The organism is Actinokineospora xionganensis (assembly GCF_014323725.1).
Taxonomy (GTDB): Bacteria; Actinomycetota; Actinomycetes; order Mycobacteriales; family Pseudonocardiaceae; genus Actinokineospora; species Actinokineospora xionganensis.
The window spans coordinates 430,401-452,851 of record NZ_JABVED010000001.1 but is presented as its reverse complement, the minus strand read 5'-3'; the positions used below and the strand labels follow the sequence as shown (position 1 = coordinate 452,851).

Annotated in this window: 18 protein-coding genes; 4 read left to right on the top strand and 14 right to left on the bottom strand. The window is 69.0% G+C overall.

All coding sequences use genetic code 11. The features are described 5' to 3' along the window. Position 1 precedes the first annotated feature (1 nt). Together GPZ80_RS02140 and GPZ80_RS02135 are read left to right on the top strand one after the other, a co-directional pair. Positions 2-613, top strand: a complete 612-nt coding sequence (locus GPZ80_RS02140; RefSeq protein ID WP_222718754.1) for a TetR/AcrR family transcriptional regulator — start codon at positions 2-4, stop codon at positions 611-613. Positions 614-645: 32 nt separating this feature from the next. Next, the gene (locus GPZ80_RS02135) at positions 646-1,014 is read left to right on the top strand and encodes a BlaI/MecI/CopY family transcriptional regulator (RefSeq protein WP_187218024.1); all 369 of its coding nucleotides are present in this window, start codon (positions 646-648) and stop codon (positions 1,012-1,014) included. A 71-nt stretch (positions 1,015-1,085) separates the two neighbouring features. Here the strand turns inward: GPZ80_RS02135 and GPZ80_RS02130 are convergent, their stop codons facing one another. Beyond that, positions 1,086-3,317, bottom strand: a complete 2,232-nt coding sequence (locus GPZ80_RS02130; protein WP_187218023.1) for an MMPL family transporter — start codon at positions 3,315-3,317, stop codon at positions 1,086-1,088. A 103-nt stretch (positions 3,318-3,420) separates the two neighbouring features. On the opposite strand from GPZ80_RS02130, the gene GPZ80_RS02125 reads away from it, so the two are divergent. After that, on the top strand, positions 3,421-4,122 hold the full coding sequence (locus GPZ80_RS02125) for a TetR/AcrR family transcriptional regulator (protein WP_187218022.1): 702 nt from the start codon (positions 3,421-3,423) through the stop codon (positions 4,120-4,122). On the opposite strand, the gene GPZ80_RS02120 is transcribed toward GPZ80_RS02125, so the two are convergent. From GPZ80_RS02120 to GPZ80_RS02080, 9 genes are all read right to left on the bottom strand, one after another. Then, complete coding sequence (locus GPZ80_RS02120) at positions 4,047-7,613, bottom strand: type I polyketide synthase (protein ID WP_187218021.1); 3,567 nt, start codon at positions 7,611-7,613, stop codon at positions 4,047-4,049. The genes GPZ80_RS02125 and GPZ80_RS02120 overlap by 76 nt on opposite strands. Further along, positions 7,610-11,491: an SDR family NAD(P)-dependent oxidoreductase gene (locus tag GPZ80_RS02115; protein ID WP_187218020.1), complete on the bottom strand. Its 3,882-nt coding sequence runs from the start codon at positions 11,489-11,491 to the stop codon at positions 7,610-7,612. The genes GPZ80_RS02120 and GPZ80_RS02115 overlap by 4 nt, the downstream gene beginning before the upstream one ends. Positions 11,492-11,500: 9 nt before the next feature. Beyond that, a complete protein-coding gene (locus tag GPZ80_RS02110) occupies positions 11,501-12,343 on the bottom strand; it encodes an LLM class F420-dependent oxidoreductase (RefSeq protein ID WP_187218019.1) in 843 nt (280 codons plus the stop codon). Next, a complete protein-coding gene (locus GPZ80_RS02105) occupies positions 12,340-13,911 on the bottom strand; it encodes a type I polyketide synthase (protein WP_187218018.1) in 1,572 nt (523 codons plus the stop codon). Before GPZ80_RS02105 ends, GPZ80_RS02110 begins: the two co-directional genes overlap by 4 nt. Next, entirely contained in the window at positions 13,904-15,598 is a 1,695-nt protein-coding gene (locus GPZ80_RS02100; protein ID WP_187218017.1) for a fatty acyl-AMP ligase, read from the bottom strand. Before GPZ80_RS02100 ends, GPZ80_RS02105 begins: the two co-directional genes overlap by 8 nt. Next, positions 15,595-16,233 (bottom strand): class I SAM-dependent methyltransferase, encoded by a 639-nt coding sequence (locus GPZ80_RS02095; RefSeq protein WP_187218016.1) that lies wholly within the window; start codon positions 16,231-16,233, stop codon positions 15,595-15,597. Before GPZ80_RS02095 ends, GPZ80_RS02100 begins: the two co-directional genes overlap by 4 nt. 23 nt (positions 16,234-16,256) lie before the next feature. Then, positions 16,257-16,787 (bottom strand): hypothetical protein, encoded by a 531-nt coding sequence (locus GPZ80_RS02090; protein ID WP_187218015.1) that lies wholly within the window; start codon positions 16,785-16,787, stop codon positions 16,257-16,259. Next, complete coding sequence (locus GPZ80_RS02085) at positions 16,784-17,629, bottom strand: hypothetical protein (RefSeq protein ID WP_222718753.1); 846 nt, start codon at positions 17,627-17,629, stop codon at positions 16,784-16,786. Before GPZ80_RS02085 ends, GPZ80_RS02090 begins: the two co-directional genes overlap by 4 nt. A 205-nt stretch (positions 17,630-17,834) precedes the next feature. Further along, positions 17,835-18,488, bottom strand: coding sequence for a class I SAM-dependent methyltransferase (locus GPZ80_RS02080; protein WP_187218013.1), 654 nt, complete (start codon positions 18,486-18,488; stop codon positions 17,835-17,837). Between the two features lie 249 nt (positions 18,489-18,737). Here GPZ80_RS02080 and GPZ80_RS02075 point away from each other — a divergent pair, with 249 nt between their 5' ends. Continuing rightward, the gene (locus GPZ80_RS02075; protein WP_187218012.1) at positions 18,738-19,142 is read left to right on the top strand and encodes a BlaI/MecI/CopY family transcriptional regulator; all 405 of its coding nucleotides are present in this window, start codon (positions 18,738-18,740) and stop codon (positions 19,140-19,142) included. Between the two features lie 4 nt (positions 19,143-19,146). Here the strand turns inward: GPZ80_RS02075 and GPZ80_RS02070 are convergent, their stop codons facing one another. From GPZ80_RS02070 to GPZ80_RS02055, 4 genes are all read right to left on the bottom strand, one after another. Then, the gene (locus tag GPZ80_RS02070) at positions 19,147-19,458 is read right to left on the bottom strand and encodes a hypothetical protein (protein WP_187218011.1); all 312 of its coding nucleotides are present in this window, start codon (positions 19,456-19,458) and stop codon (positions 19,147-19,149) included. A gap of 194 nt (positions 19,459-19,652) precedes the next feature. Beyond that, complete coding sequence (locus tag GPZ80_RS02065) at positions 19,653-20,819, bottom strand: cysteine desulfurase family protein (protein ID WP_187218010.1); 1,167 nt, start codon at positions 20,817-20,819, stop codon at positions 19,653-19,655. Between the two features lie 279 nt (positions 20,820-21,098). Further along, positions 21,099-22,055, bottom strand: coding sequence for a M56 family metallopeptidase (locus GPZ80_RS02060; RefSeq protein ID WP_187218009.1), 957 nt, complete (start codon positions 22,053-22,055; stop codon positions 21,099-21,101). Then, positions 22,052-22,411 (bottom strand): BlaI/MecI/CopY family transcriptional regulator, encoded by a 360-nt coding sequence (locus GPZ80_RS02055; RefSeq protein WP_187218008.1) that lies wholly within the window; start codon positions 22,409-22,411, stop codon positions 22,052-22,054. The genes GPZ80_RS02060 and GPZ80_RS02055 overlap by 4 nt, the downstream gene beginning before the upstream one ends. Positions 22,412-22,451: the final 40 nt, after the last annotated feature.

The window sequence follows — 22,451 nt, the reverse complement described above, 5'->3', positions numbered from 1 at the left end:
CGTGGAGAGCACAAAGGGGCCCGAGCGGCCGGATGGGCCGCAAACCCGGCCTCTTCGGGCCGACGCCGCGCGCAACATCACCGCGATCATGGACGCGGCCGTGCGCTGCTTCGCCGAGCAGACGCAGGTGAGCATGACCGACATCGCTCGCGAGGCGGGCGTCGGCCGGGTGACCCTCTACGGCCACTTCCCTTCTCGCGAGCGGCTCATCGAGGCGGCCCTGGAACGCGCGCTGGACGACGCCCGTTGCGTGCTGGCGGCGGCCGATCCGGACTCGGGGCCCGCGGACGAGGCGCTGCGGCGGTTGCTGCGGTCCTCCTGGTCGGTGCTCGACCGGTACCGCAGACTGTTCGACTCGGCCCAGCGCGAGCTGGGCAGCACCAAGATGCGTGAACAGCACGATCCCGCGATGGCGATGGTGGCCGCGCTGATCGACCGTGGGCGGCGGGAAGGTACGTTCCGCACCGACCTTCCGGTCGACTGGCTCGTGACGACCGTCTACACGCTGCTGCACGCGGCCGCGGAGGACGTCAACAACGGCCGCCAGTCCGCCGGAGATGTCACGGGACTGCTGGAAGCCACACTGCTGCAGGCGCTGGCGCCGCCTGTGTAGGGTCGGGTGGCCTGCCCAGGAAGGGAAGCCCCATGCGCGACATCGGCGGCGAACTCGAAGCCGCGATCATGAACTGCCTCTGGGCGGCAACGAGTCCGCTGTCCGTGCGTGAGTTGCGCGAACAGCTCGCCACGAACCGCCGGTCGGCATACAACACCGTGCAGACCGTCGTGGAAAACTTGTGCCGCAAGGATTTGGTCACGCGTGAGCGGGACGGCCGGGCGTTTCGATACCAGGCGACCATGTCGCGAGCCGAGCACTCGGCCGCGCTGATGGCGACCGCACTGGCAGGCGGCGACGACACGGATGCGGTGTTCCTCCGCTTCGTGGACCGCATCTCCAGTGACGACGTCGACGCGCTGCGCAAGGCCCTACGCAAGGCGAAAAGGGCAAAGCACTGAGGGTGCACGGATCCCGTGCACCCTCAGTACCAGTGCGACACAGTCGGATCGAGAATCAGTCCGATCGAGACTCAGCCCTCGCGGACCCCGATCCGTTGGTGGAGCTTGCGAAGCGGTTCCGGAGCCCACCAGTTGGCGGAGCCGAGCAGTCGCATGAACGCGGGCACAAGCAAGCCGCGGATCAGCGTCGCGTCCACCAGCACCGCCAGCGCCATTCCCAGCCCCGCGAGCTTCACCAGCGACACTCCGGAGGTGACAAGCGCGCCCATCACACTGGCGAAGATGAGTGCCGCGGCAGTGAAGAGCCTGCCGGTGTGCTGCAGGCCGAGCGCCACCGCCTTGGTGTTGTCACCGGTGCGGTCGTATTCCTCCTTGATCCGGGAAAGCAGGAATATCTCGTAGTCCATGGACAGGCCGAACGCCAGACAGAACAGCAGCAGCGTCGCGGTCATGTCCACGTAGCCGGTGACGGTGAAGTCGCCGACGAGCCACCTCAGATGCCCGTCCTGGAAGATGTAGACCAGCGCGCCGAAGGTGGCGCTGAGGCTGAGCATGTTCAGCACCAAGGCTTTCAGCGGGATGAGCACACTTCCGGTGAAGAGGAACAGCAGCACGAGCACGCTCACCACGATGATGGCGATAGCCAGCGGAAGTGCGGACACCAGCGCGTCCTTGGTGTCGACCAGCGCGGCTGACGGACCACCGACATAAGCCTGGACCGGCGCGGGGATCTCGCGGACCGCGGCGACGAGCCGGGTGGAGTCGTCATCGTTCGGATCGAGGTCCGAGATGACGGTCAGCCACGAGCCGGATTCGTTGGCCAGTGCCGCGGACGCGGGCCCCGGTGGCGTGACGTTCGACCCGTCCACGTAGCTGCCGGATGGGGCGTCGACCCGGACGACGTGGTCGATCCGGGAGATCTGGCTCGCGTAGTCGGCGACTGCCTGTCCGCGCGCATCGGGCAGCACCACCGTCATCGGACTGATCTCGCCCGGCTCGAAGCCATCGCGGATCTGTGCGGCGGCGGCATGCGGCTCGGAGGACGCGGGCAGGATGCGCTCGTCGAAAAGGCCGAACTTGACGTGGAAGAAAGGGATCGCCAGCACCGCGAGGAAGATCACGGTGACGAGGCTGACCGCGACCGGTCGGCGCATGACGGTCATCGCGATCCGGTGCCAGAGCCCGTTTTCCACGGTGCGCTTGCTCCGGCGGCGCAACCGGGCGAAGGGGTCCGCCTTGTTGACACGGTCACCGAGCACGGCGAGGAGCGCGGGCATGACCAGGATGGCCGCGAGCGCGGCGAACACCACGACGGCCATGACCGTGAACGCCAGTGAGCGCAGGAAGTCGATCGGGAAGACCAGCAGGGCGGACAGCGACAGCAGCACGGTGACCGCGGAGAACACGACGGTCCGGCCCACGGTGCGCAAAGTGGTGGCTATCGCGTCCTCGACTTCCGCACCATGGCCCAGTTCCTCCCGGAATCTGGTGACCATGAACAGGCTGAAGTCGACCGCGAGACCGAAGCCGAGGGCGGTGGTCAGGTTCAGCGCGAACACGGACACGTCCATCACGCTGCTCAGCCCGACGAGACAGGCGAAAGTGCCGAGCACGCCGAGGATCCCAAGGGCCAAGGGCAGACCGACCGCGACAAGCGAGCCGAAGGTGATCAGCAGGATCAGCGCGGTGATCGGTCCGGCGACAATCTCGGCCTGCTTGAGGTCCTCGGTCGCCAGCCGCTCGTCCTCGATGTTCACCATCGCGCGGCCGGTGGCCAGCACAGTCAGCTCACCTTGTGCGCCCGTGACGCCGGGCGCCAAGGTCTTGGTGAGTTTCGTGGCGTCGCCCTCGTCACCGTCGAGGACCACGGCGATCAACGCGGTCGTGCCGTCCTCGGACCGCAGGGTCGGCGACCCGGTCGTCCAGTACGAGGCCACCGAGGTCACGCCCGCCGTCCGGGTGAGCCGGTCCGACAGGTCTCGCCCCGACTGGACGGCTCCGGGCGCGTCCACCGAGCCCGCGGCCTTGGCGACCAACACCAGGTCCGGCGCTCCGGCGGCGAAATTCTCCGCGAGGAGGCGCTCCGCCTGGGTGGAATCCGCCGAGGCCGGCGTGTACCCGCCCGCGGACAGCCGGTCTGTCACGGCCCCACCGGCCAGGCCCGAGAGCACAACGAAGATCATCGCGCCGATCAGCACCCACCACCGGCGCCGGACGGTGAAGGCCGCCAGGGCGGACCACCGGTCACGGGATGGCGTCTGCCCTGGCCGCGGCCGCGGCTGGACGGAGACGGAGGAATTCATGGCAGCGATACCCCACTCACGAAATCAAACGTTCGATTCAAACGGTTGTTTGAGTATGATCTGACTGGCACAGCCCGGTCAAGCCTGAGGAGTCGGCACGCGCATGGCACGCACTTCCGAGCACAGCGGGGCGACCACGAGATCTCGGCTCCTGGACGCCGCGGAGCGGATGTTCGCCGACACCGGCTTCGCGGACACATCGATGCGGGCGGTCACCGAGGCGGCAGGCGCCAACATCGCCGCGGTGAACTACCACTTCGGCTCCAAGGAAGGCCTGCTGCGGGCCGTGGTCCGGCGGGCGATGGCCGTGGTGAACGACGAGCGCGCCCGGGTGCTCGACGAACTGGAGGCAGCGGGTGAACCGACCGCCGACGACCTGGTCCACGCCTTCGTGACCACTGGCGCGGGCCTGCTCGAACGGCAGGGGCCACGCGGCACCCAGGTCGCCCGGTTCATCGGCCGGGTCATCTTCGACCCGAGCCCGACCATGCGCGAACTGTTCGCGACCGCGGTCGACGACGTGGAGGGTCGGTATCTGCGCGCGTTGCAGCGCGCGCTCCCCCATTTGTCCCCCAATCAGGTCGCGTTCCGATTCGCCTGCATGATCGGGATGCTTGGCCTTCACCAGACCGGAGCCCTTGCGGGCCTCGCGGGTGGGGAAGCGTCACCGGTCGCCGTGGACAGCGTCGTGGCGTTCCTCGTCGCGGGCTTCCGTGCACCGGAACCTGGTCAGGAGCCTGCCAGCGCCACCAATGCGGACTCGAGCAGTGCCGGGGTCTCCTCGGGCCACAGGCCGGAGTCGTAGCGCACTTGCAGATGCAGCCTTCCGGCCACCCGGCTCGCCCGGACATCCAGGCCGTGGGTCGGGATCCCGGTCGCCGCGGTCGAACCGACCAGACGCAGTGCCCAGTTTCCGTCGGAGGCCATGCCCGCGCTCACGATGCCGAGATCGGTCACCGCGACGTCGGCGTGCGGCAACCTGCTCAGCGCCTCCACCGACGGGCCGTGGAAGCACTTCAGCACGCCGTAGCCGACTCCCTGGTCGGGTAGCGCGCGCAGCCTCCTCCTGACCTCGGCAGGGCCCTCCCCCGCGGCCACCCACACCGGATAGACGGTGCCGTAGTTGCCGATGGAGCGGGAGAAGTCCAGGCCGGGCAGACCGGCGCGCCGGGCGGACCCATGGACATCGACCAGCAGGCCGTGCGGACCTCCGAAGAGATCGGCCACCACGGCGACCAACATGTCTTCCCAGCCCACCCGAGATCGCCGCTGGGCCGCGCGCAGGCCGGCGGTGTGCTCGCTGGACAGCACGCGGGTCACGGCCGTCACGGTCGCAGGCACCCCGAGTCGCGCCGCGGGTCGCGCCTCGGACAGGACGTCGAACCAAAGCTCTCGTTCGGCTGCGAGACCGCCGTCGTGCGCGCGGTCGTGCAGGAATCGAGTCCACTCCGTCCACGTCGTGGTCGCCGGTGGCACCTCGAGCGACCGGCCCGCCACGAGCCGCGTGCCGATGTCCGCGAGTTCCGCCGAGAGCAAGGTCTTCGCCTGGGCGTCAAGCGCGGTCGCGTGCGACACCAGGACAAGATGCCGCTGGATGCCGTCGGTGACGACAGCCCCCTGAAGCGCGGGCACCTCCGCGACCGCCAGGCTCGCCGTGATCATGCCGTCGGCTACCGCGCGGTGATAGCCGCCCTCGATTGCCTCTACCTGGACATGGTCGCCGAGTGCGACACGCTGTTCCCACACGCCTGCCTTCCGACGCAAACGCGTCCGCAGCGCGGCGTGCCGGTCGGCGACCAGACGAACGGCCTCGGCCGCGATCTCCGGCTTGACGTCGGAGGCGAGTTCGAACACCTGCGTGGCGAACACCTCACGGGTGACAGTGTCCGTCGGGCCGAGCACGTCGAGCTGCCCTGGCGTGAGTGGCTCCCATAGCGGGCGCGCGCCGGCGGTCTCACGGACCTCTGTGGCGGGCGATGGAGCCGCGGTTTCGGCAAGCGCGGCGAGTTCGGCGACAGTCGGGTTCTCGAACAGGTCGCTGGGCCGGAACCGGATCCCGAGGGTCCGCGCACGCGCGGCGATCTTCAGCGCCAGCACCGAGTCTCCCCCGTGCGCGAAGAAGCTCTCGTGGACACCGAAGGTCTCCACTCCGAGGACTTCGGCGAACAGTGACCGCAGCGCTTCTTCGGTCGATCCGGTGGGCAGTTCCGGCAGGCGGGTGTCGACGGTTACCCGCTCGAGGTATCGGGATGGCAGCCAGTGGTTGGCGCGAGCGAACCGGTAGCCCGCAAGCGGGACCCGGCGCCGCGTGGTGCCCGCATGAACCCGGTCCCAATCGACGGGGACGCCCGCGGACCACAGGTCGGCGAGCAAGCGGAGCAACCCGGTCCGGTCGGCGGGTGCGAGACGTTCCCCGGTGACCGTGCGATGGCTCTCGTCAAGCCCGCGCAGCGCGGCCCCGAGGGTGGTCCGTCCGGTGTGCACGTCCGCCGCGGGACCGGTGACACCTGCCTGGTGCAGCTCATCGACGGGCACGCCCCAGTCGAGCAGCACGCTGCCCAACGCGTACCGGACAGCGAATGCGCCGACGGCCACGGTGTCTCCGACCGCGCTGTCCGGCACATCCAGGCATCTGCGCAGCGCCGTCTCGAAAACCGGTTCCTGGGCACTGAGGGCGTTCGGGATTCCCGTCACCCATGAACTCGAGTCCGGCCGCGGCGAATCGGGTTCCGTGCGCGCGAGCTGGTCGACGGCGTCCCTGATCGACTCCACCACAAGGGCTCGGCGCACGTCGAATCTCCTGCGTCCGAACGCGAGAGTGAAGGCGATGTCGGGCAGCTCCGCGTCGGCCCGTCCGACGAGGTCCTGGCCGAGCACGGTCGAGTACTCGTCGAGAGCGTTCTGGGTGCTGGCGCTGATCAGGAGAACGTGCGGACCGCCCACCCGGTCCGGCTCGGGCACCGGAGGCGCCTGTTCCAGCACCACGTGCACGTTGGTCCCACCCACGCCCAACGAGCTGACACCGGCGATCCTCGGCCGGTCCCCCGGCCACCGCGCGACCTGATCCTGGACGGAGAACGGCCCATCATCCAGTCGCAGCTCGGGATTCGGCGCCGTGAAATGCACCGTGGGCACCAGGGTCTCCGCCCCGAGACAGAGGACGGTCTTGATCAGCCCGGCGATCCCGGCGGCGCCCTCGCAGTGCCCGATGTTCCCTTTCACCGAACCGATGAGGCAGCTGTCGCCGTCGCCGAGGTCCGCATATGCCTTGTGCAGGGCCGCGATCTCCACCGGATCGCCGAGCGCGGTGCCGGTGCCGTGCGTCTCGATATAGCCGACCTCGGCGGGGGCGACGCCCGCGACCGCCAGCGCCTCGGCCACCACGGCGGCCTGCATCTCCACGCCCGGGGCGGTGAACCCCATCTTGAGGGCGCCGTCGTTGTTGATCGCCGACCCCCGGATCACGGCCCGGATGGTGTCACCGTCGGCGATCGCGTCGGAGAGCCGCTTGAGGACCACCGCGCCGACCCCGCTGGTGAAGACCGTGCCGTTGGCCTCGCGGTCGAACGGCCTGCACCGGCCGTCGGGCGACATGGTGGACTCGCCCTCGGTCACATAACCGACCCGGCCCGGCACCTTCACCGTGGACGCGCCCGCGACGACCATGTCGGACTCGCCGCACAGCAGGCTCTGGCACGCCAGATGCACGGCGACAAGTGAGCTGGAGCAGGCCGTCTGGACGTTGATGGCCGGACCGCGCAGGTCGAGGGCGTGCGCTAGCCGGGTGGCGAGGAAGTTGTTGTCGTTGACGGTCCACAGCCGCATCAGGTCGGGGGACGGTCCGCTGCCGAAGGTGTCGCGTGGGTCGTGGTGGGACAGCACGTTGTACGGGAAATAGGTGCCGAACGAAGCGGTCGCGAACACCCCGATCGAGCCGTCGTACCTGCTGCTGTCGTAACCCGCGTCCTCCAACGCGTGCCAGCCGCACTGCAGGAACAGCCGGTGCTGCGGATCCATCGACGCCGCCACGCTCGGCGGGAACCCGAAGAACTCCGCGTCGAACTCGGCGACGCCGTCGAGCACCCCGCCCCGCGGCACGTAGTCCGCGGAGCCGAGAAGGTGCTCGGGCACGCCCTCGGCTCGAAGCTGCTCCGGCGTGAAGGTCTCCAGGCAGTCGCGGCCTTCCACCAGCGCGCGCCAGAACGCGGCCACGTCGGGTGAACCAGGGAAGCGGCACGCCAGACCGATGACCGCGATCTGCTCGGGCGCGTCCTCGTCGATTGCCAGGACCGTCATCGTGCCGCTCTCCTTCGTTCACGCAGGCGCGCTGTTCCACCGGCTCGCGTCATGGCCCGGCGCTCGGCCAGGCGCGTCGCCGTTGCGGTGTGCTGGGAGGTGTCCGCCGGGAGTGGATCAAGGTCGCGGGCGAGATCAGCCAGGGTCGCTCCCTGCAGGACCCTGGACACCGGGAGCTCCTGGCCGAAGTCCGCGCGGATGGCGTTGCGGATCTGCACGGCCGAGAGCGAGTCGAGGCCCAATTCGACGAGGGGAAGGTCATCGGTGACACGTTCGAGCGGGTACCCGAGAACCTGGCAGACGCGCTGCCGCACCCGGTCCCGCACCACGGCGATCCGCTCATCGTCTCGTAGTCCGCTCAGTGCGGCGACGTCGAACCCGTCGTCGCGCTCACCGGCGGTCACCAGCCGAGCGAACAACTCCGACAGGGCATGGTGCGGCCGCGCGGCGAGCAGTGCCTCCGGCCGCAGCGCCGCTGCCACGACGTTCGCCACACCGCTCCCGATCGCCCGCTCCAAGGCCGCGAAGGCGACCTCGGGGGTCATGGAGCCGACTCCGGGGAAGGTCGCGTCCTTGACCAACCCGACCTCCGACCACGGTCCCCAGGCGATGGAGAGGCCGGGCAGCCCCGCCGCGTGCCGCCACCGCACAAGCGCGTCGGTGAAGGTGTTGGCGGCGGCGTAGTTGGCCTGGCCCGGTGACCCCAGCGCACCCGCGAACGACGAGTAGGCGATCCACCAGTCCAACCGGTGGCCCACGGAGGCCTCATGCAACAGCCACGCGCCGTCAGCCTTGGGGCGCCACACGGTGGACAACCGGGCATCGTCGAGGTCCGGCAGGAGACCGTCGTCGAGGACGCCCGCCGCGTGCACCACACCGCGCAGCGGGACGCCCGCGTCGGTCACCGCGGCCAGGAGACGCGCGGCCACGCCGGGTTCGGCGATGTCTCCACGCACCACGCTGATCCGCGTGCCGGACGCCTCGATCGCCTCGATCTCCCGTCGTGCCACCGGTCCGGGCTCGGACCGCGCGTTCAGGGCGATGTGGCCCGCACCGCGAGCGGCCAGCCAGCGCGTGGTGCGCAGCCCCAGTCCACCGGTTCCCCCGGTGATCGCATAGCCATCGCCCGGCCGGACCAGCGGGGTCGGGGCCTCGGTGCTGGCGGTTTCCGGAAGACGCACGAACCGTGCCACCGCGCGTCGTTCGCCCTGAAGCGCGACTTCGCTGTCCCACTCCGAAGCGCCGAAGGCGGCGGCGAGTTCCTCGGCGATGACCGAGGTCGTGGTGCCCGCGCTGACATCGAGGTGGACCGGGGCCAACTCGGGAAGTTCTTCCCTCACCGCGCGGACAAGTCCGACGAGGCCCGCGCCGATCAGATCCGGCCGCTCGCCGGTGGCGTAGGCGCCATAGGTGACCACGAACAGCCTCGGACGTGCGGCGGACCACCGCCGCAGGCCCGACAAGGCGGTTTGGACGCCGGCGAGCGCCGCAGCCGATGGGTCCGCCGGATGGCCCCTGTCGGCGAGAAGCACAATCGCGTCCGGCTCGTCGGCGCCTGCCGCGTGGCCGCCGAGCCGCACCAGCTCGGCGGTCAGCGCGTCGGCGACCTCGACCTGTCCGCCGAGCGGGACAACCGACCAGGTGCGGCCCGAATCCGTGACACCCCGGCGAGGTGCGCCCTCCCAGTCCATTGTGTACAGCAGGTCGTCCACTGGGGACTCGACGGTGGCATCGGAGAGTCTGCGCACGGCCAACCCGGCGATCTCGGCGATCGGCCTTCCCGCAGGGTCCGCGATTACCACCCCCACTGACGAATTCACACCGTCCCCGTCGATGAACGCACGGCAGTGCAACTCCCCGCCGAGGTCCGGCCGACGCCACACCCGCAGGCGCGCGAGCGACGCGGGGACACGCAGGGCGCCGGTATCGTCGCGGGTGATCGCGGCGATACCGTGAAGACACGCGTCGAGCAGCGCGGGATGGAAGACGAAGCGGCCGTCACGCGGCAGCTCCGCCGGTGCGCGCACGACATAGTGCGCCACGGCCCCCTGCACCGTGAGTGCTCGCAGGCCGGTGAAGGCCGGGCCGTACCGGATTCCGAGCGAGCACAGCTCGCGATGGATTCCGGTCGCGTTCTCGGCACTCAGGTCGATGCCTGACCGCGTTGGCCGCGGTACCGCGCGAGAACCTGTATAGGTGACCGATGCCCGGGCGTGCAGGACCACGTCCACGTCGGACTCCGCGGTGATCTCGACGGTGGCGCCCGCGCCCGACCTGGTCAACATGGTCGTCACGGTGACGGGCGTGGTCAGCGCGAGAGGTCGAAGAAACCCGACATCCGAGAGTTCGAGTTCGTCGAGCGGAACATCGAAAGCAGCCTGGGCGGCGGCGAGGGCCATCTCGCAGTACGCCGTCGCAGGCAACACCGCCTCCTCGCGCACCCGGTGGTCCGCGAGCCACGGCGACTCCGCGATGTCCACTGTGGACTGCCAGACATGCCGGACCGGCGTCCCCGGCAAGCGGACATGCGCGCCGAGCAGCGGATGGGAACCGGGCGACTGACCCTGCCGCGGTCCGGGACCGGACGGGAACATCTGGTGCTGCCACGCGGTCGTGGGCAGGTCTACCAAGGTGCCCGCCGGTTGCAGAGCGGACCAGTCGACATGCGCGCCCGCGGTGTGCAGCGTGCCAAGGGTGGTCAACACCGCGGGCCGCGCGGGCTGCTCCCGGCGCAACGTCTCGACCAGTCGGACGGGGCGCACGACGTGGTCTTCGAGGGTGTCGCGCAGGGAACGGAGCAGAAGCGGGTGCGGGGCCACCTCCACGAACACCCGCGCGCCGTCGGCGACCGCGGCGAGCACGGCTTGTTCCAGCCGCACCGGGTTGCGCAGGTTCGCCGCCCAGTACGCGGCGTCCAACAGCGACGGACCGGCGGCGTCGACAGCGGTGCTGTAGAAGCGGAGCAGCGGTGTGCGCGGGCGAAGGTCGGCCAGCTCGTCGAGCAACTCGGGCAGGATGTCGTCGACCATGCGGCAGTGGATGGCCATGCCGACCCCGGGCACGACGTGCGCGCAGTGGCCCGCGGCCTCGCACTCGGCCACCAGGGCGGCGACCTGGTCGCGGTCGCCCGCCACCACTGTCGACCGGGTCGAGGTGTAGCCGGCGATGTCGATCCCCGGCCGGTCGGCGAGTCGGGCGAGCACATCCTGGCGACCGACGTCGAGCAGGGCGGTCGCACCCCGATTGGCCAACCGCTCCTGCATCAGCGTGGACCGCCGGCAGATGACCCGGGCGGCGTCGGCGACGGAGAGCGCACCCGCGGCGGCCGCGGCAGCCACTTCGCCCATCGACTGGCCGATGACCCCTGCGGGCCGGACCCCGTACCCGGCCAGCACTCGCGTCAATCCGTACTGCACGGCGAAGATCGCGGGTTGGACGTCGGCGAAGGCGGCTGTCGTGAGGTCCGTGTCGCAGAGCAGGGTCCGCAGCGAGCCACGGCCCTCGGCGGCGAACACCGGCTCGAGTTCGTCCACCACCGCGGCGAACACGGGTTCGTCCCGAAGCATTTCGGCCCCCATGCCGCACCACTGCGAGCCGTGTCCGGAGAACACCAGAACCGGCTCCGGCAGAGCGAACCTGGCTGCCTGCTCGACCGCGTCGGTGCCGGCGAGGGCCCGCAGTCCCGCGCCGAGTTCGGCGTGATCCGCGGCGACCGCGAAGGCGCGGCAGGCCAGATGGGAGCGGCGCAGCGCGAGAGTGTGCGCGATGTCAGCCGGGTCGGCCTCCGTGCCCGGCCCCGCCAACCACGCCGCGAGCCTGCCTGCGTTGGCACGTGTGGCTTGCGGGGAACGCCCGGATATCGGGAACAGCAGGCTCATCGGTCGTCCCTACCGGAATTGGAGCACGAGTTCGGCATACCAGTCGAGCAGCATCAGGACGTCCTCGTCGGCGGTCGACGGCAACGCGAACACGCACCGGGTCACCCCGATCTCCGCGTAGTGGGCTATCGCCTCCTCGTCAGGTTCGGCCTCCACCAGCGTGACCGGCACCGGCTCCCGGCCCAGCTCCCGGGCCTTGCCGTTCAGCTCGGCGATCCGGTCCGCGAGGCCGTCGCCCTCCAACCGCGCCCATGGCATCCACTCGGCGTCCGCGGCGAGCACCCGGTCGATGGCGCGCGGTCCGCCGACACCCATGAGCACCGGCGGGTATGGGCGCTGGAGGGGTTTGGGCAGCGAGATGACCGGGTCGAACTTGACGAACCGACCCGCGAACGCCGCCTCATGCTTGGCCCACACCGTTTTCATGGCGGCCAGGTACTCGTCGAGCCGGGCATGCCGGGTGCTCGGCTCGACGCCATGGTTGAGCATCTCCTCGGTGAGCCAGCCCGACCCGACGCCGAACAGGAACCGGCCGCCGGACACCACGTCCAGGCTGGCTACCTGCTTGGCCAGGATCAGCGGATCCCGGATGGGCACCTCGCAGATCCCGGTGCCCAGCTTCAGCGTGCTTGTCTTCGCGGCCAGCACCGACAGCGCGACGAACGGGTCGAATCCCTGCATCGCCTCCGGCAGGACGGTGATCCCGCCCGGGTGCGGGGTGGTCGAGCCCACGGGGATATGGGTGTGCTCGGGAACGAACAGCGAGTCGAACCCGCGCCGCTCGACGGCTGGACCGAGCTCGCCCAGGTCGAGCGTCAGGTCGGAGGGCAGGGTCAGTACGCCGAACTTCATGTCTCTCCTCGGGCCGGGCCTGACGTCAGGACCGCATGGACGTTGGTGCCGCCGAAGCCGAAGGAGCTCACGCCCGCCACGATCGGTCGGTCCGTGGGCAGGTCGACGGCTTGCGTCGCCACGCGCAGCCCGAGCCGGTCGAACGGGATGCGTGGGCTCGGCTGCTGGTGATGAATGGTCGGGGGAACCTGGCGCCGGTACACCGCGAGCGCGCACTTCGCCAAGCCCGCGATGCCCGCGGCGGCTTCGAGATGGCCCAGGTTGGACTTCACCGAGCCGACGAGCAGCGACCGGGATCGGTGGGCGCCGCCGAGCACTCGGCCAAGGGCCTCGGCTTCGATCGCGTCGCCCAGCACCGTGCCCGTGCCGTGTGCTTCGACGTAGTCGACGTCGCCGGGAGCGATCCCGGACTCCCGGTAGGCGCGTTCCAGCAGGTCCGCCTGGGCTCTGGGGTTGGGCGCCATCAGTCCGTTGGACCGGCCGTCGGAATTGGTCTCCGACCCGGCGAGGACCGCCAGCACCCGATCGCCGTCGCGCATCGCGTCGCCAAGTCGCTTGGCGACCACCACGACCGCGCCCTCGCCGCGCCCGTAGCCGTCGGCGGCCGCGGAGAACGGCTTGCACCGCCCGTCCGGTGACAGGACGCCCGCCAAGTCGAAGTTGACCGTGATGCCGGGTGAGAGCAGCACGTTGACCCCGCCGACGAGTGCGAGGTCCGACTCGCCCGAGAGCAGGCTGCGGCGGGCCAAGTGCATGGCCAGCAGGGACGACGAACATGCCGAGTCGACGGTCATGCTGGGCCCGCGCAGATCCAGCAGATACGACAACCGGTTGGCGATGATGCTCAGTGCCGCCCCGGTCCCGCTCCACGCCGAGATGGCGGGCAGCCACTCCAGCTTGCGGCGGGCGTGGTCGTCGGAGCAGGCGCCGATGAAGACGCCGGTACGGCCGTTCGCCGCGTTGTCCGCCGCAATCCCGGCGTGTTCGAGCGCTTCCCAGGCGACCTCGAGCAGCAGGCGTTGCTGCGGGTCCATCTCGGCCGCTTCCGCGGGAGGGATACCGAAGTGCTCCGCGTCGAAACCGTCGATATCGGCCAGATAGCCGCCGTGGACGGTCGATCGCTCCAGCACCGCCGCCTGCTCGGGCGAGCTCCGATAGGGCGCCCAGCGCTGAGGCGGGACTTCGGAGACGCCGTCGCCGCCCGCGGCCAGGAATGCCCAGAAGTCCTCGACAGAGCTGATGCCACCTGGAAGCCGGCAGCCGATGCCGATCAGGGCGATCCGGTCTTCCCGCTGTCCGCTCTCAGTGCGCACGTCGTGCGACCGCGCCGCCGGCCGCGTGGAGGTCTGCCCGAGTTCGTCGGCGAGCGCGCGAATGGTGGGGTGCTCCCAGAACACCGTCACATCGATCGGGCGGTCGAGGAGCTCTTCGAGCCTGCCCGACATCGAGATCGCGTCGACCGACCGGATTCCGTACTCCCGCAACGGCCGATCGATGTCGATCTCGTCCGGCGCCAGCGAGCAGATCTCCGCCACCCGGTCGAGCAACCAGCGCCGCACGTCAGTCACCGGTGGGCTCCGACCGCGCCGGGGACAGCTTCCCGCGCTCGTACCGCTCGCGGCACAGCGACCGCTGGATCTTGCCGCTCGTCGTGCGCGGCATCGTGCCCCGCCTGATGAGCACGACTTCGTGCACGTCGAGGTCGAAGGTCGTTCCCACAGCCGCACGAACCGCCTCGGCCTTGTCGGCCGTCAGCCGATCGGCGGCCTGCCTTGGCTCAGCCGCCACCACGAGCCGTTCGCGGTCGCCCGCGTCGAAGGCGAACACCGCCACGTGGTCCGACCGCAGCCACGGGCAGGCTTCCTCGATCGCGAGCTCGATGTCGACCGGGTGATAGTTGCTTCCGTCGATGATGATCAGATCCTTCGACCGGCCCGCGACGAACAGCTCTCCCTCATGAACGAAACCGATGTCACCGGTGCGCAGCCAGCCGTCCGAACCGAAGACGTACGCGGCGCGCTCGTCGGTATTCCAATAGCCCGCACACACGTTCTCGCCGCGCACCAGGATCTCACCGACCTGACCGTGATCCGCGTCAACGCGGATCTCCTGCATGACGGGGGCGCCGCAGCCGACCATCGTCCGTCCCCGCGGGGCGTCCTCGGCCACCACGCACACCCGGCCCGCCCGCAGGTCGTCGCGGTCGAACGTGCGCACCGTGGGCGGAGCCGACCGCTCCTTGCTCGTGACCACCAACGTCGCTTCGGCCAACCCGTATCCGGGCATGTGGGCCTCATGGCGGAAACCGCTCTCCCGAAACGCCTCGCTGAACCGCGCGAGGGTCCGAGCTCTGATCGGCTCGGCTCCGTTGCCGAGGACCCGCAGCGCGGACAGGTTGAACTCCGCGCGCTGGGCGGCACGGACCCGCTCCACACACAGGTCGAGCCCGAAGTTGGGCGACATGGTGTGCGTGGCTCCATCGGAGCTGAGCTGAGACAGCCACCGAGCCGGCTGTTGGACGAACGCCAGTGGCGTCATCAGGCTCACCGGCCTGCCCTGGGTCAGCGGCGTCACCAGGCCGAACACCAGACCCATGTCGTGGAACAGGGGCAGCCAGCTGACCAGCCGGGCGGTGTCGTCCACACCGATCGCGTGTGCCATCTGCGCCGCGGCCACCGCGATGTTGTGATTACTGACCCGCACACCCGTGGGCCTGCGGGTCGACCCCGATGTGTACTGCAGGTAAGCGATCGCCGTCGGATCGACCGGCACGGGCTCGAAACCGCGATCCCCCGCATCGAACTCGTCCACGGCGAGTACGCGGTGCGCGGGCAGGGCGTCGGCGGTCTGCTCCAACACCAGTGGCCGGTAGGCCGCCGGGGTCAGGACCGCGTCGCAGCCCGCGTCGGCCATGGCGGACAGCGCCCGATCGTTGGACCGGTAAGCCTCAGGGGCATATAGCGGCACGGCGATCATCCCGGCGTAGACACACGCCACGAACGCGACCACGTACGCGTCGGAGGTCGGACACAGCACCGCTACCCGCGAGCCGGGCGCGAGCATGGTGATCAGGCGAGCGGCCACCGCGGCGGACCGACTGTCCAGCTCGCCATAGGTCAGCGTGCTCGGTGTGCCCGTGCGGCTAGTCGAGTAGTCCAGAAAGGTCATGGCAGGCGCCTCTGGTCGCGCGGCCGCGGCCGACCGGACGGCGTCGACCAGGCCGGCGTGCGGTCGCGAGGTCGTGATCACGCTCATGAGGACTCCACTGTCGCGGTACCTGCGAAGTACGGACCGTTGGCCGGGGGACGCGGCCGGGGGCGCGGGATCCAGTGCGCGATGCTCACAGTGAACCCGTTGTCGCGCATGGCATCGAGCGTGTTCCGATTGGGCCGACAACCCAAGAGGACGCGTTTGCTGAGCGGTGTCACCAGATCCTGGACCAGCCCGCGCAGACCGGCGTCGCGGACATGTTCGAGGAAGACCAGGACACCACCCGGAACCAGCACACGCCGAATCTCGGCCAGCGCCTGGTCCAGGTCGGTCACCTCGCACAGAACCAACGTGGCCACAACCGCGTCGAACTCTCCCGCACCGAACGGCAGTCGCTCCGCGACGCCGTCGACGACGGTCACGGGTGCGGGCGCCGACGGGATCTTGGCGTCGAGGTGCACGCGCATCCCGGCGTCGGGCTCGATGCCGACGATCTCCTTGGCCGAGGTGAGGAACGGCAGGTTGACGCCAGTCCCGATGCCGACCTCCAGCACCTTGCCCTCGATCGGGCCCAGCAGACCGGTACGGGCTTCGGTGAAGTACTTCCGCTCCACCCTGGCGGCGATGCGGTCGTGGTACTTGCTCATGAACCCGGAACCGTGCGGTTCGAGGTAGGTCACGATGCCTCCTGTTCGACGCGCGTTCACGCGGGGTGGATAGGGCGACTACCCGACTCACTCGGCGCCCGAGTCCGGTCGAGCCACTCCGCGAATGCCGCCAGGTCAGGCAGAATCACGGTCGAGCAGGCCAGGACGGCCAAGTTCTGTCGCATGTCCGTGATCGCCACGACCGTCCGGCCCGCGTGGTAGGCCCGCTGCATCTCGGCCGCCGTCCCCATGCTCGGCTCGTGGTCGGGCAGCCACGCGACACACACATCGCTGTCCGCCGCGATCGCGGTGAGCCGGTGGAAGGCATCGATGATCCCGATCACGTCGGGCGTCATGTCCTCCCTGTACAACTCGCGGGCGTTCGCGAGCACGGCGTGCGCCGAGCGGATCTCCTGCTCCCGATCGGCGAACCACTGCGCCATCAGCACCAGTGGATCGTGGATCCGGGCGTCCGGCTCCCACCGCGCGATGACGTCCGCGAGGGCCGCACGGTAGCCCTGGTCGATCATCTCCGCGCCACGACGCCTGCCCTGCATGGTGCCCGCCAAGAAGAACGACCTGCTCACTCGTCCTCCACTGAGTACTCGGGCCACTCGATGTCACGAGGTGCCGCCTTGTCATAGAGGACCGCGGCGTCCATGACGAACTCGACGGCCTCGGCGGCCGTGACCGACAAGGCGTCGGCGATGACCGCGAGGTCGCGCCGGTATCCAGCCGATCCGAGTCTGCTGACGGCACCCTGATTGTCCTTCGTGACAAGGTAGTTCTCGTCGACTACCCGAGCGCGCGGCCGATTCGTGAAGGGCAGGACCAATTCGCGGACCAGCTCGTCGTCCGGGTGGACGACGCGCACCGAGAGATTGTTCTGCGCGGGCTGACGCAGGATGCCGCGTACCAGCCCATGCGGCGGCGGAACCGAGGGCAGGGTCGCACCCGCGCGGAAGGTGAAGGCACGGAACGTTCGGTACCCACCAAGCCTTGGGCTGTAACGGATGTATTCCAACCGAAGCACACCGTCGGCGAAGCGCCAGGTGCCCCGCAGCTTCGACGGGGCAGGCGTGCCGTCGGCCGCGACACGGATCGGGTAGGCGTCCACCTCGACGACCGCCTGACCGGCCACACCGACCTTCTTGTCGAGCACTATGGGCTCGATGTGCGGCAGGTACGGGTCGAGGACGGTGATGGTGTCGGCTCCGAAGTAGAGCGCGGGCACGTGCGCGCCGGAGAACAGGTAGGTAGCGCTCACGCCGGTCCGCTCACGCACCAGATCACCCGCCGTGAACGACTGCCAGCCGCATCCGCGACCCATGCTCAGCGGTGGCTCACCATCTCCGAAGAACTGGTGGTAGGAGGCGGCGCTGCTGTATGGAACCGAAAGGATGACGCCGCGCAACGTCTGCGAGAACACGTCGTGCAGCCGATCGGATTCAATTGCCGTAACCACCATCATCCCCCACTGATCCGCGGACGTGAATTACGCCGAACAACACGAACAGGCCCCGGTGGCGCCGACGCTAGACCAGCGTCCCTCCACAAGCAACAGCCGCGGATTTACTACCCGACAGTCGTACTACCATTCGATAGTAGGGCGAGTAGTACTCACCATCGCGGACTTATGACACGGGTTTTGTCGCGACCCCGAGCACGTGCGGGATCGCGGGCGTGCCCTTGCCGTGCGCGAACCGGAACCGATCCACGGCGCCGAGCTCGAAACCTGCCGCGACGACCATGCCCACCAGGTCACGGTCGAAGTGGCAGCCACCGGCGAGGGCGCGAGTGATCGGGGTCAGCGCGGTCTGCGCGAAGGCGACCCACCGGACGTCCGACCGCACGTGTTCGAAAAACCGCAGTTCACCGCCAGGGCGCAGTACTCGACGCAGTTCCTGGAGGGCATGCGCGGGATCCGGAACGGAGCACATCATCAGCGACACCACGGCCGCGTCGCACGACTCGTCCGGCAGCGCAAGCGCGTCGGCGTGTCCGTCGACAACCTCGACCTCGACCTCCGCCCGGGCGGCAGCAAGCCGGGCATGCGACCGCAGGAGGTCATCCGGTTCCACCGCGACGACCTTCGTCACCGGTGCGGAGTAATGAACCAAACCGAGCCCGTTGCCCGGCCCAACCTCCACCACCTGACCTGAAAGGCCGTTCACCAGAGCGCGCCGATATCGCGGAGCGCCATTTCGCTCCACCGCGTCGGAAATCTTCAAATAGACCTTTGAGAAAATCGGCCGCTGCAAATGACGAGTCCCGGACTCGATACCCATGAACCGCGCTCCTGACTGAAGAGGACTTGGCGCGGCCACGGTATAGACGCCGTCAGATTACGACAATGGCACTGCTACATCTTCGTAGTAGAGACAAGCCGCCTACCACAGCCGCCGACCGGCCGGGCGGACTGTCGGAAACTGCGCCAACAGCCCCCACGAGACCCGACGAACACCTAAGCTTCTTAGGAGTTCGTCTTGTTGACGCACCGGCTCCCCCGGTAAAATCTCGCCCTGGGGAAGCGTTGGATGACATTGCGTGACCATGACCGGGGAGGACTGTCGTTGCGCAGCTCATTGGAAGCCGAAACGCTCGGCGTGCTGTGGTCGAGCCCGGAACCGCTCTACGTGCGGAACGTCATGGACCGTGTGAACGAGGGCAGGGAGACCCCACTCGCCTACACCACCGTGATGACAGTGCTGCTCCGATTGACGGAGAAGGGCGCGGCCGCGCGAGACCAGCAGGGACGGCGCTACGCCTACCGAGCGACGAGTAGCAGCCCGGCAGGCATGGCCGTGCGCCAGGTCCTCGTCGCCCATGGCGCCGACGCGATCCCGCATTTCGTCCAGCAGGCACGCTCCGACCCAGCCCTGCTTCGCCTGCTGCACGCCACTTTGCTGTCGGCCACATCGAACAGGCAGCATTCCGCCTGACCACTCACGGCGGGAACGGCGTGCGAAACTCGTCGCACGGTGGAGATTCGGCCGCCGGGGTCATCCGACGAGCGCAGTCCGGGCACAGATGCATCGCGGGGCCCCGCAGCGTCGTTTCTCGTGGAGGCGTCGACGCACCACCATGGCCACGACCATCGGGACGAACACGATGAAGTTGTAGAACAGGTGCGGTTCGATTCGGGGGCAGGATGAGCTGCACGATTCTCATCGGCGCCTTCGCGCCGAGCAGATTCGGCCCGATCACCATGAAGGCCACGAGCGCCATCTCGTGGAAGCGCCCGTTGAGGAAGGCCATGACTCCCTCGACGCGACTCGCGCCCACTGTCACCGTGTCGCGTGACTCAGCGGATCCCGTTCCTCGACGCCGCTCGCCGCGTTGTACATGAACCGCGGTCCCGCGCGGGCACGGCAGCGTGCGACCTCGCTTTCGCCTATCTCCTCGGATTTCCAGGCCTTGGCGGGACGCTCGGGCAGCGGCGCCAACGCGTCCTAGCGACCAGCATGGACATCGCGCATGACCGATCCCGTCGCGGCCCTGATGGCCGAGACCAGTTCGCGCGCGGCGTAGTCGACATCGTCAACGGTCGTGTGCCTTCCGACGCTCAACCGCAGGGTGCCCGGTTCCGCCCGCTGACCGATCGCCTGGAGAACGTGCGACTCTCCCCCGCTTGAGCAGGCCGAGGTGGTCGCGAAGATCACGTCGGGCAATGACGCCATCAGACTCGCCGCCACCAACCCAGGCACGCTGAGGCTGAGATTGTTGGGCAGCCGGTTCTCCTGGTCCCCGTTGACCTCCGCGTCCGGGAGCATCTCGATCAACGCGGACTGCAGACGGTCGCGCAACCCCGCCGTTCGAATGGATTCCTCTTCGCGCGTCGCGGTCAGAATTCGGCACGCTTCGCCCATGCCGACGATTCCGGCGACGTTGAACGTGCCCCCGCGAAGTCCTCGTTGTTGGCCGCCGCCCGGAAGCAGCGCCGCCATCGGCACACCCCGGCGGGCGTAGAGAGCGCCGACCCCGGTGGGGCCGTAGATCTTGTGGCCGGATAGCGAGAGCAGGTCGACGCCGAGGTCATCGACCGACACGGCGATACCGCCCATGGCCTGCGTCGCGTCGGCATGCAGGGCGACCCCGGAATCTCGGACGGAATCCGCGATGTGTCGAACCGGTTGAATCGTCCCGATCTCGTTGTTGGCCACCATCGTCGACAGGACAGCGGTTTCGGTGGTGACCGCCGCCGCGATCGTCGCGGGGTCGACCCGCCCGGCTCGGTCCACCGGCACGATCGAGGAGGTGAAACCGTGGTGCTCGACGAGATACTCCATCGCCGAGAAGACGGATTTGTGCTCCACGGCCGTGGTCAGGACGTGGCGCGCGCCCCGCAGTTGTCGAGCCTTCAGAGCGACGCCGACGATGGCGAGTTGGTTCGATTCGGTGGCTCCCGAGGTGAACACGATCTCGTCCGGATCGTGTGCGCCGAGCAACGCCGCTACCGCGATCCGAGCGGACTCCACCGCGGCAGCCGCCGAAGACCCGAGCCGATGCGCACTCGATGCGTTGCCGCACTCGGTGGTCAGCCATGGTCGCATGGCCGCAAGCACACGCTCGTCCAAGGGCGTGGTGGCATGGTGATCGAGATACACCGTCCTGGACATCAATTTCCCCCTCCAAGGCTCAGGTCGCGATCGGCCCCGCCCCAACGGGTGTCCCCGGCGAACCGGCGATGGACATCGGTGCGACAGCCGCGGTCGCGCCCCACACGCACCGCCGGTTGTCTCCGCCTTCGAAACGAGGCCATTCCTATCGGGACCGTGACTGCACGGTAGGAGAACAGGACCGAGCTGACAACTATCCAGCATAGAAGATGGGCTGGACTCGTCTCATCGGCCCATCACCCTAGACCATGCGCCACAAGGAAAACGTCCGACGAAACATCAGTGTGACAAGAGGGGGCACACGACCGTCGTGGCGGCCGCCAGCACCGACGAACTGATCGTCAACGACGCGGCGACCACCGCGACGCCAGCAAGACTCGCTCCGAGCCTGCGGCGTCCGGCGCTCTTGCGCACGTCGGAGTTCTCCAAACGGTCAAGACGCATGGTCACCGAGTCCTGCGCCATGCCCAGGACATGCGGCGGCGTACTCACACCTGCCATCGCCAGCAATGCCGCACGGACCGACGGCGCGCCGTGCCTGCGCGCGGCGGAGCGGTCGGCACTCAGTTCGACCATGGCCCGCACGAACTTCGGCGAGTTGCGGGCGAACGGGAGCATCGGGAGCGACTTCGCCAGCGCCTCGGCGATTCCAACCAGCAGGTGGTGATTGCCGCGAATGTGCGCCCGCTCGTGCGCGATCACCGCGGCCACCGAGCTCCTGCTCAACCGGTCGTGCAGCCCACTCGTCGCCACCACCATGCTCGGTCGCCCCGAAACGCTGTAGGCGAGGGGTTCGTCATGGTCGAGCCACATCGTCGGATACTCGCCAGGCTCGGATCGAGCCACGATCCGCAGGGTCTCCACATGCCGACGGTGCAAAGCGCGACCGGCCCGCAAGTGGCCGATGATCGCGACCGCGACCCGCGCTCCGGCGAGAACCACCACGACGGAGACAAGGACTCCGGGCACTGTCACATACCAGGGCATCGCGTCCGGGCGGACATGGCTCCAACAGTGGTGGATCACCTGCATGATCCCGTGCGCGGGGCCATGCCCCGGCAGGAGAACCAGCCCGACCGCGATCCCGATGCTCAACAGGCAGCAGCCCACGAGCACCAGCCACGACACCAAGGCGACCTGCGGCTCGACACGCGAGTTCAACATCCTCGCCAGCACTCGATGGCCCCAGAGCGTGATGACGATCGCGCCGGCCAGCAGAGCGACGGCAGGCGTCATGATCCACCCCGCCTGCGCAATCCGCGCCGCAGCAAGTCCGACTCCCGGTCCGAGGCCGACTCGGCGAAGTGCAGCAGCACCGCATCGGGATCGCCGGTCGAATCGAGCAGGTCGCGCAGCGCACGCGCGGCTGCCGCCTCTCGACTGTCGACCGGCACGAACTCGAACGCCCGGCCCGCCCGCTGACGGCGGACCCAACCCTTCCGGTGAAGGTTGTCCAGCACCGTCAACACGGTTGTGTACGCCAGATTGCGGGACTTGTTGAGGTCCTCCAGCGCGTCACGGACCTTCAGGGGGCGGTCCGCCTGCCACAGGATGTCCATGACGGCGCTTTCCAGATCACCCAGGCCGTGCATCCGACCTCCCCTTGAAGCTCTAGTCCCCGACTTGTGGGCA

Excerpts from the sequence above, each read along its gene's own strand:
- GPZ80_RS02135 (WP_187218024.1), top strand. The coding sequence starts at position 646 with ATGCGCGACATCGGCGGCGAACTCGAAGCCGCGATCATGAACTGCCTC.
- GPZ80_RS02070 (WP_187218011.1), bottom strand. The coding sequence starts at position 19,458 with ATGGCCTTCCTCAACGGGCGCTTCCACGAGATGGCGCTCGTGGCCTTC.
- GPZ80_RS02125 (WP_187218022.1), top strand. The coding sequence starts at position 3,421 with ATGGCACGCACTTCCGAGCACAGCGGGGCGACCACGAGATCTCGGCTC.
- GPZ80_RS02120 (WP_187218021.1), bottom strand. The coding sequence starts at position 7,613 with ATGACGGTCCTGGCAATCGACGAGGACGCGCCCGAGCAGATCGCGGTC.
- GPZ80_RS02075 (WP_187218012.1), top strand. The coding sequence starts at position 18,738 with ATGACATTGCGTGACCATGACCGGGGAGGACTGTCGTTGCGCAGCTCA.
- GPZ80_RS02130 (WP_187218023.1), bottom strand. The coding sequence starts at position 3,317 with ATGAATTCCTCCGTCTCCGTCCAGCCGCGGCCGCGGCCAGGGCAGACG.
- GPZ80_RS02055 (WP_187218008.1), bottom strand. The coding sequence starts at position 22,411 with ATGCACGGCCTGGGTGATCTGGAAAGCGCCGTCATGGACATCCTGTGG.
- GPZ80_RS02110 (WP_187218019.1), bottom strand. The coding sequence starts at position 12,343 with ATGAAGTTCGGCGTACTGACCCTGCCCTCCGACCTGACGCTCGACCTG.
- GPZ80_RS02065 (WP_187218010.1), bottom strand. The coding sequence starts at position 20,819 with ATGTCCAGGACGGTGTATCTCGATCACCATGCCACCACGCCCTTGGAC.
- GPZ80_RS02080 (WP_187218013.1), bottom strand. The coding sequence starts at position 18,488 with ATGGGTATCGAGTCCGGGACTCGTCATTTGCAGCGGCCGATTTTCTCA.
- GPZ80_RS02115 (WP_187218020.1), bottom strand. The coding sequence starts at position 11,491 with ATGAGCCTGCTGTTCCCGATATCCGGGCGTTCCCCGCAAGCCACACGT.
- GPZ80_RS02060 (WP_187218009.1), bottom strand. The coding sequence starts at position 22,055 with ATGACGCCTGCCGTCGCTCTGCTGGCCGGCGCGATCGTCATCACGCTC.
- GPZ80_RS02100 (WP_187218017.1), bottom strand. The coding sequence starts at position 15,598 with ATGAGCGTGATCACGACCTCGCGACCGCACGCCGGCCTGGTCGACGCC.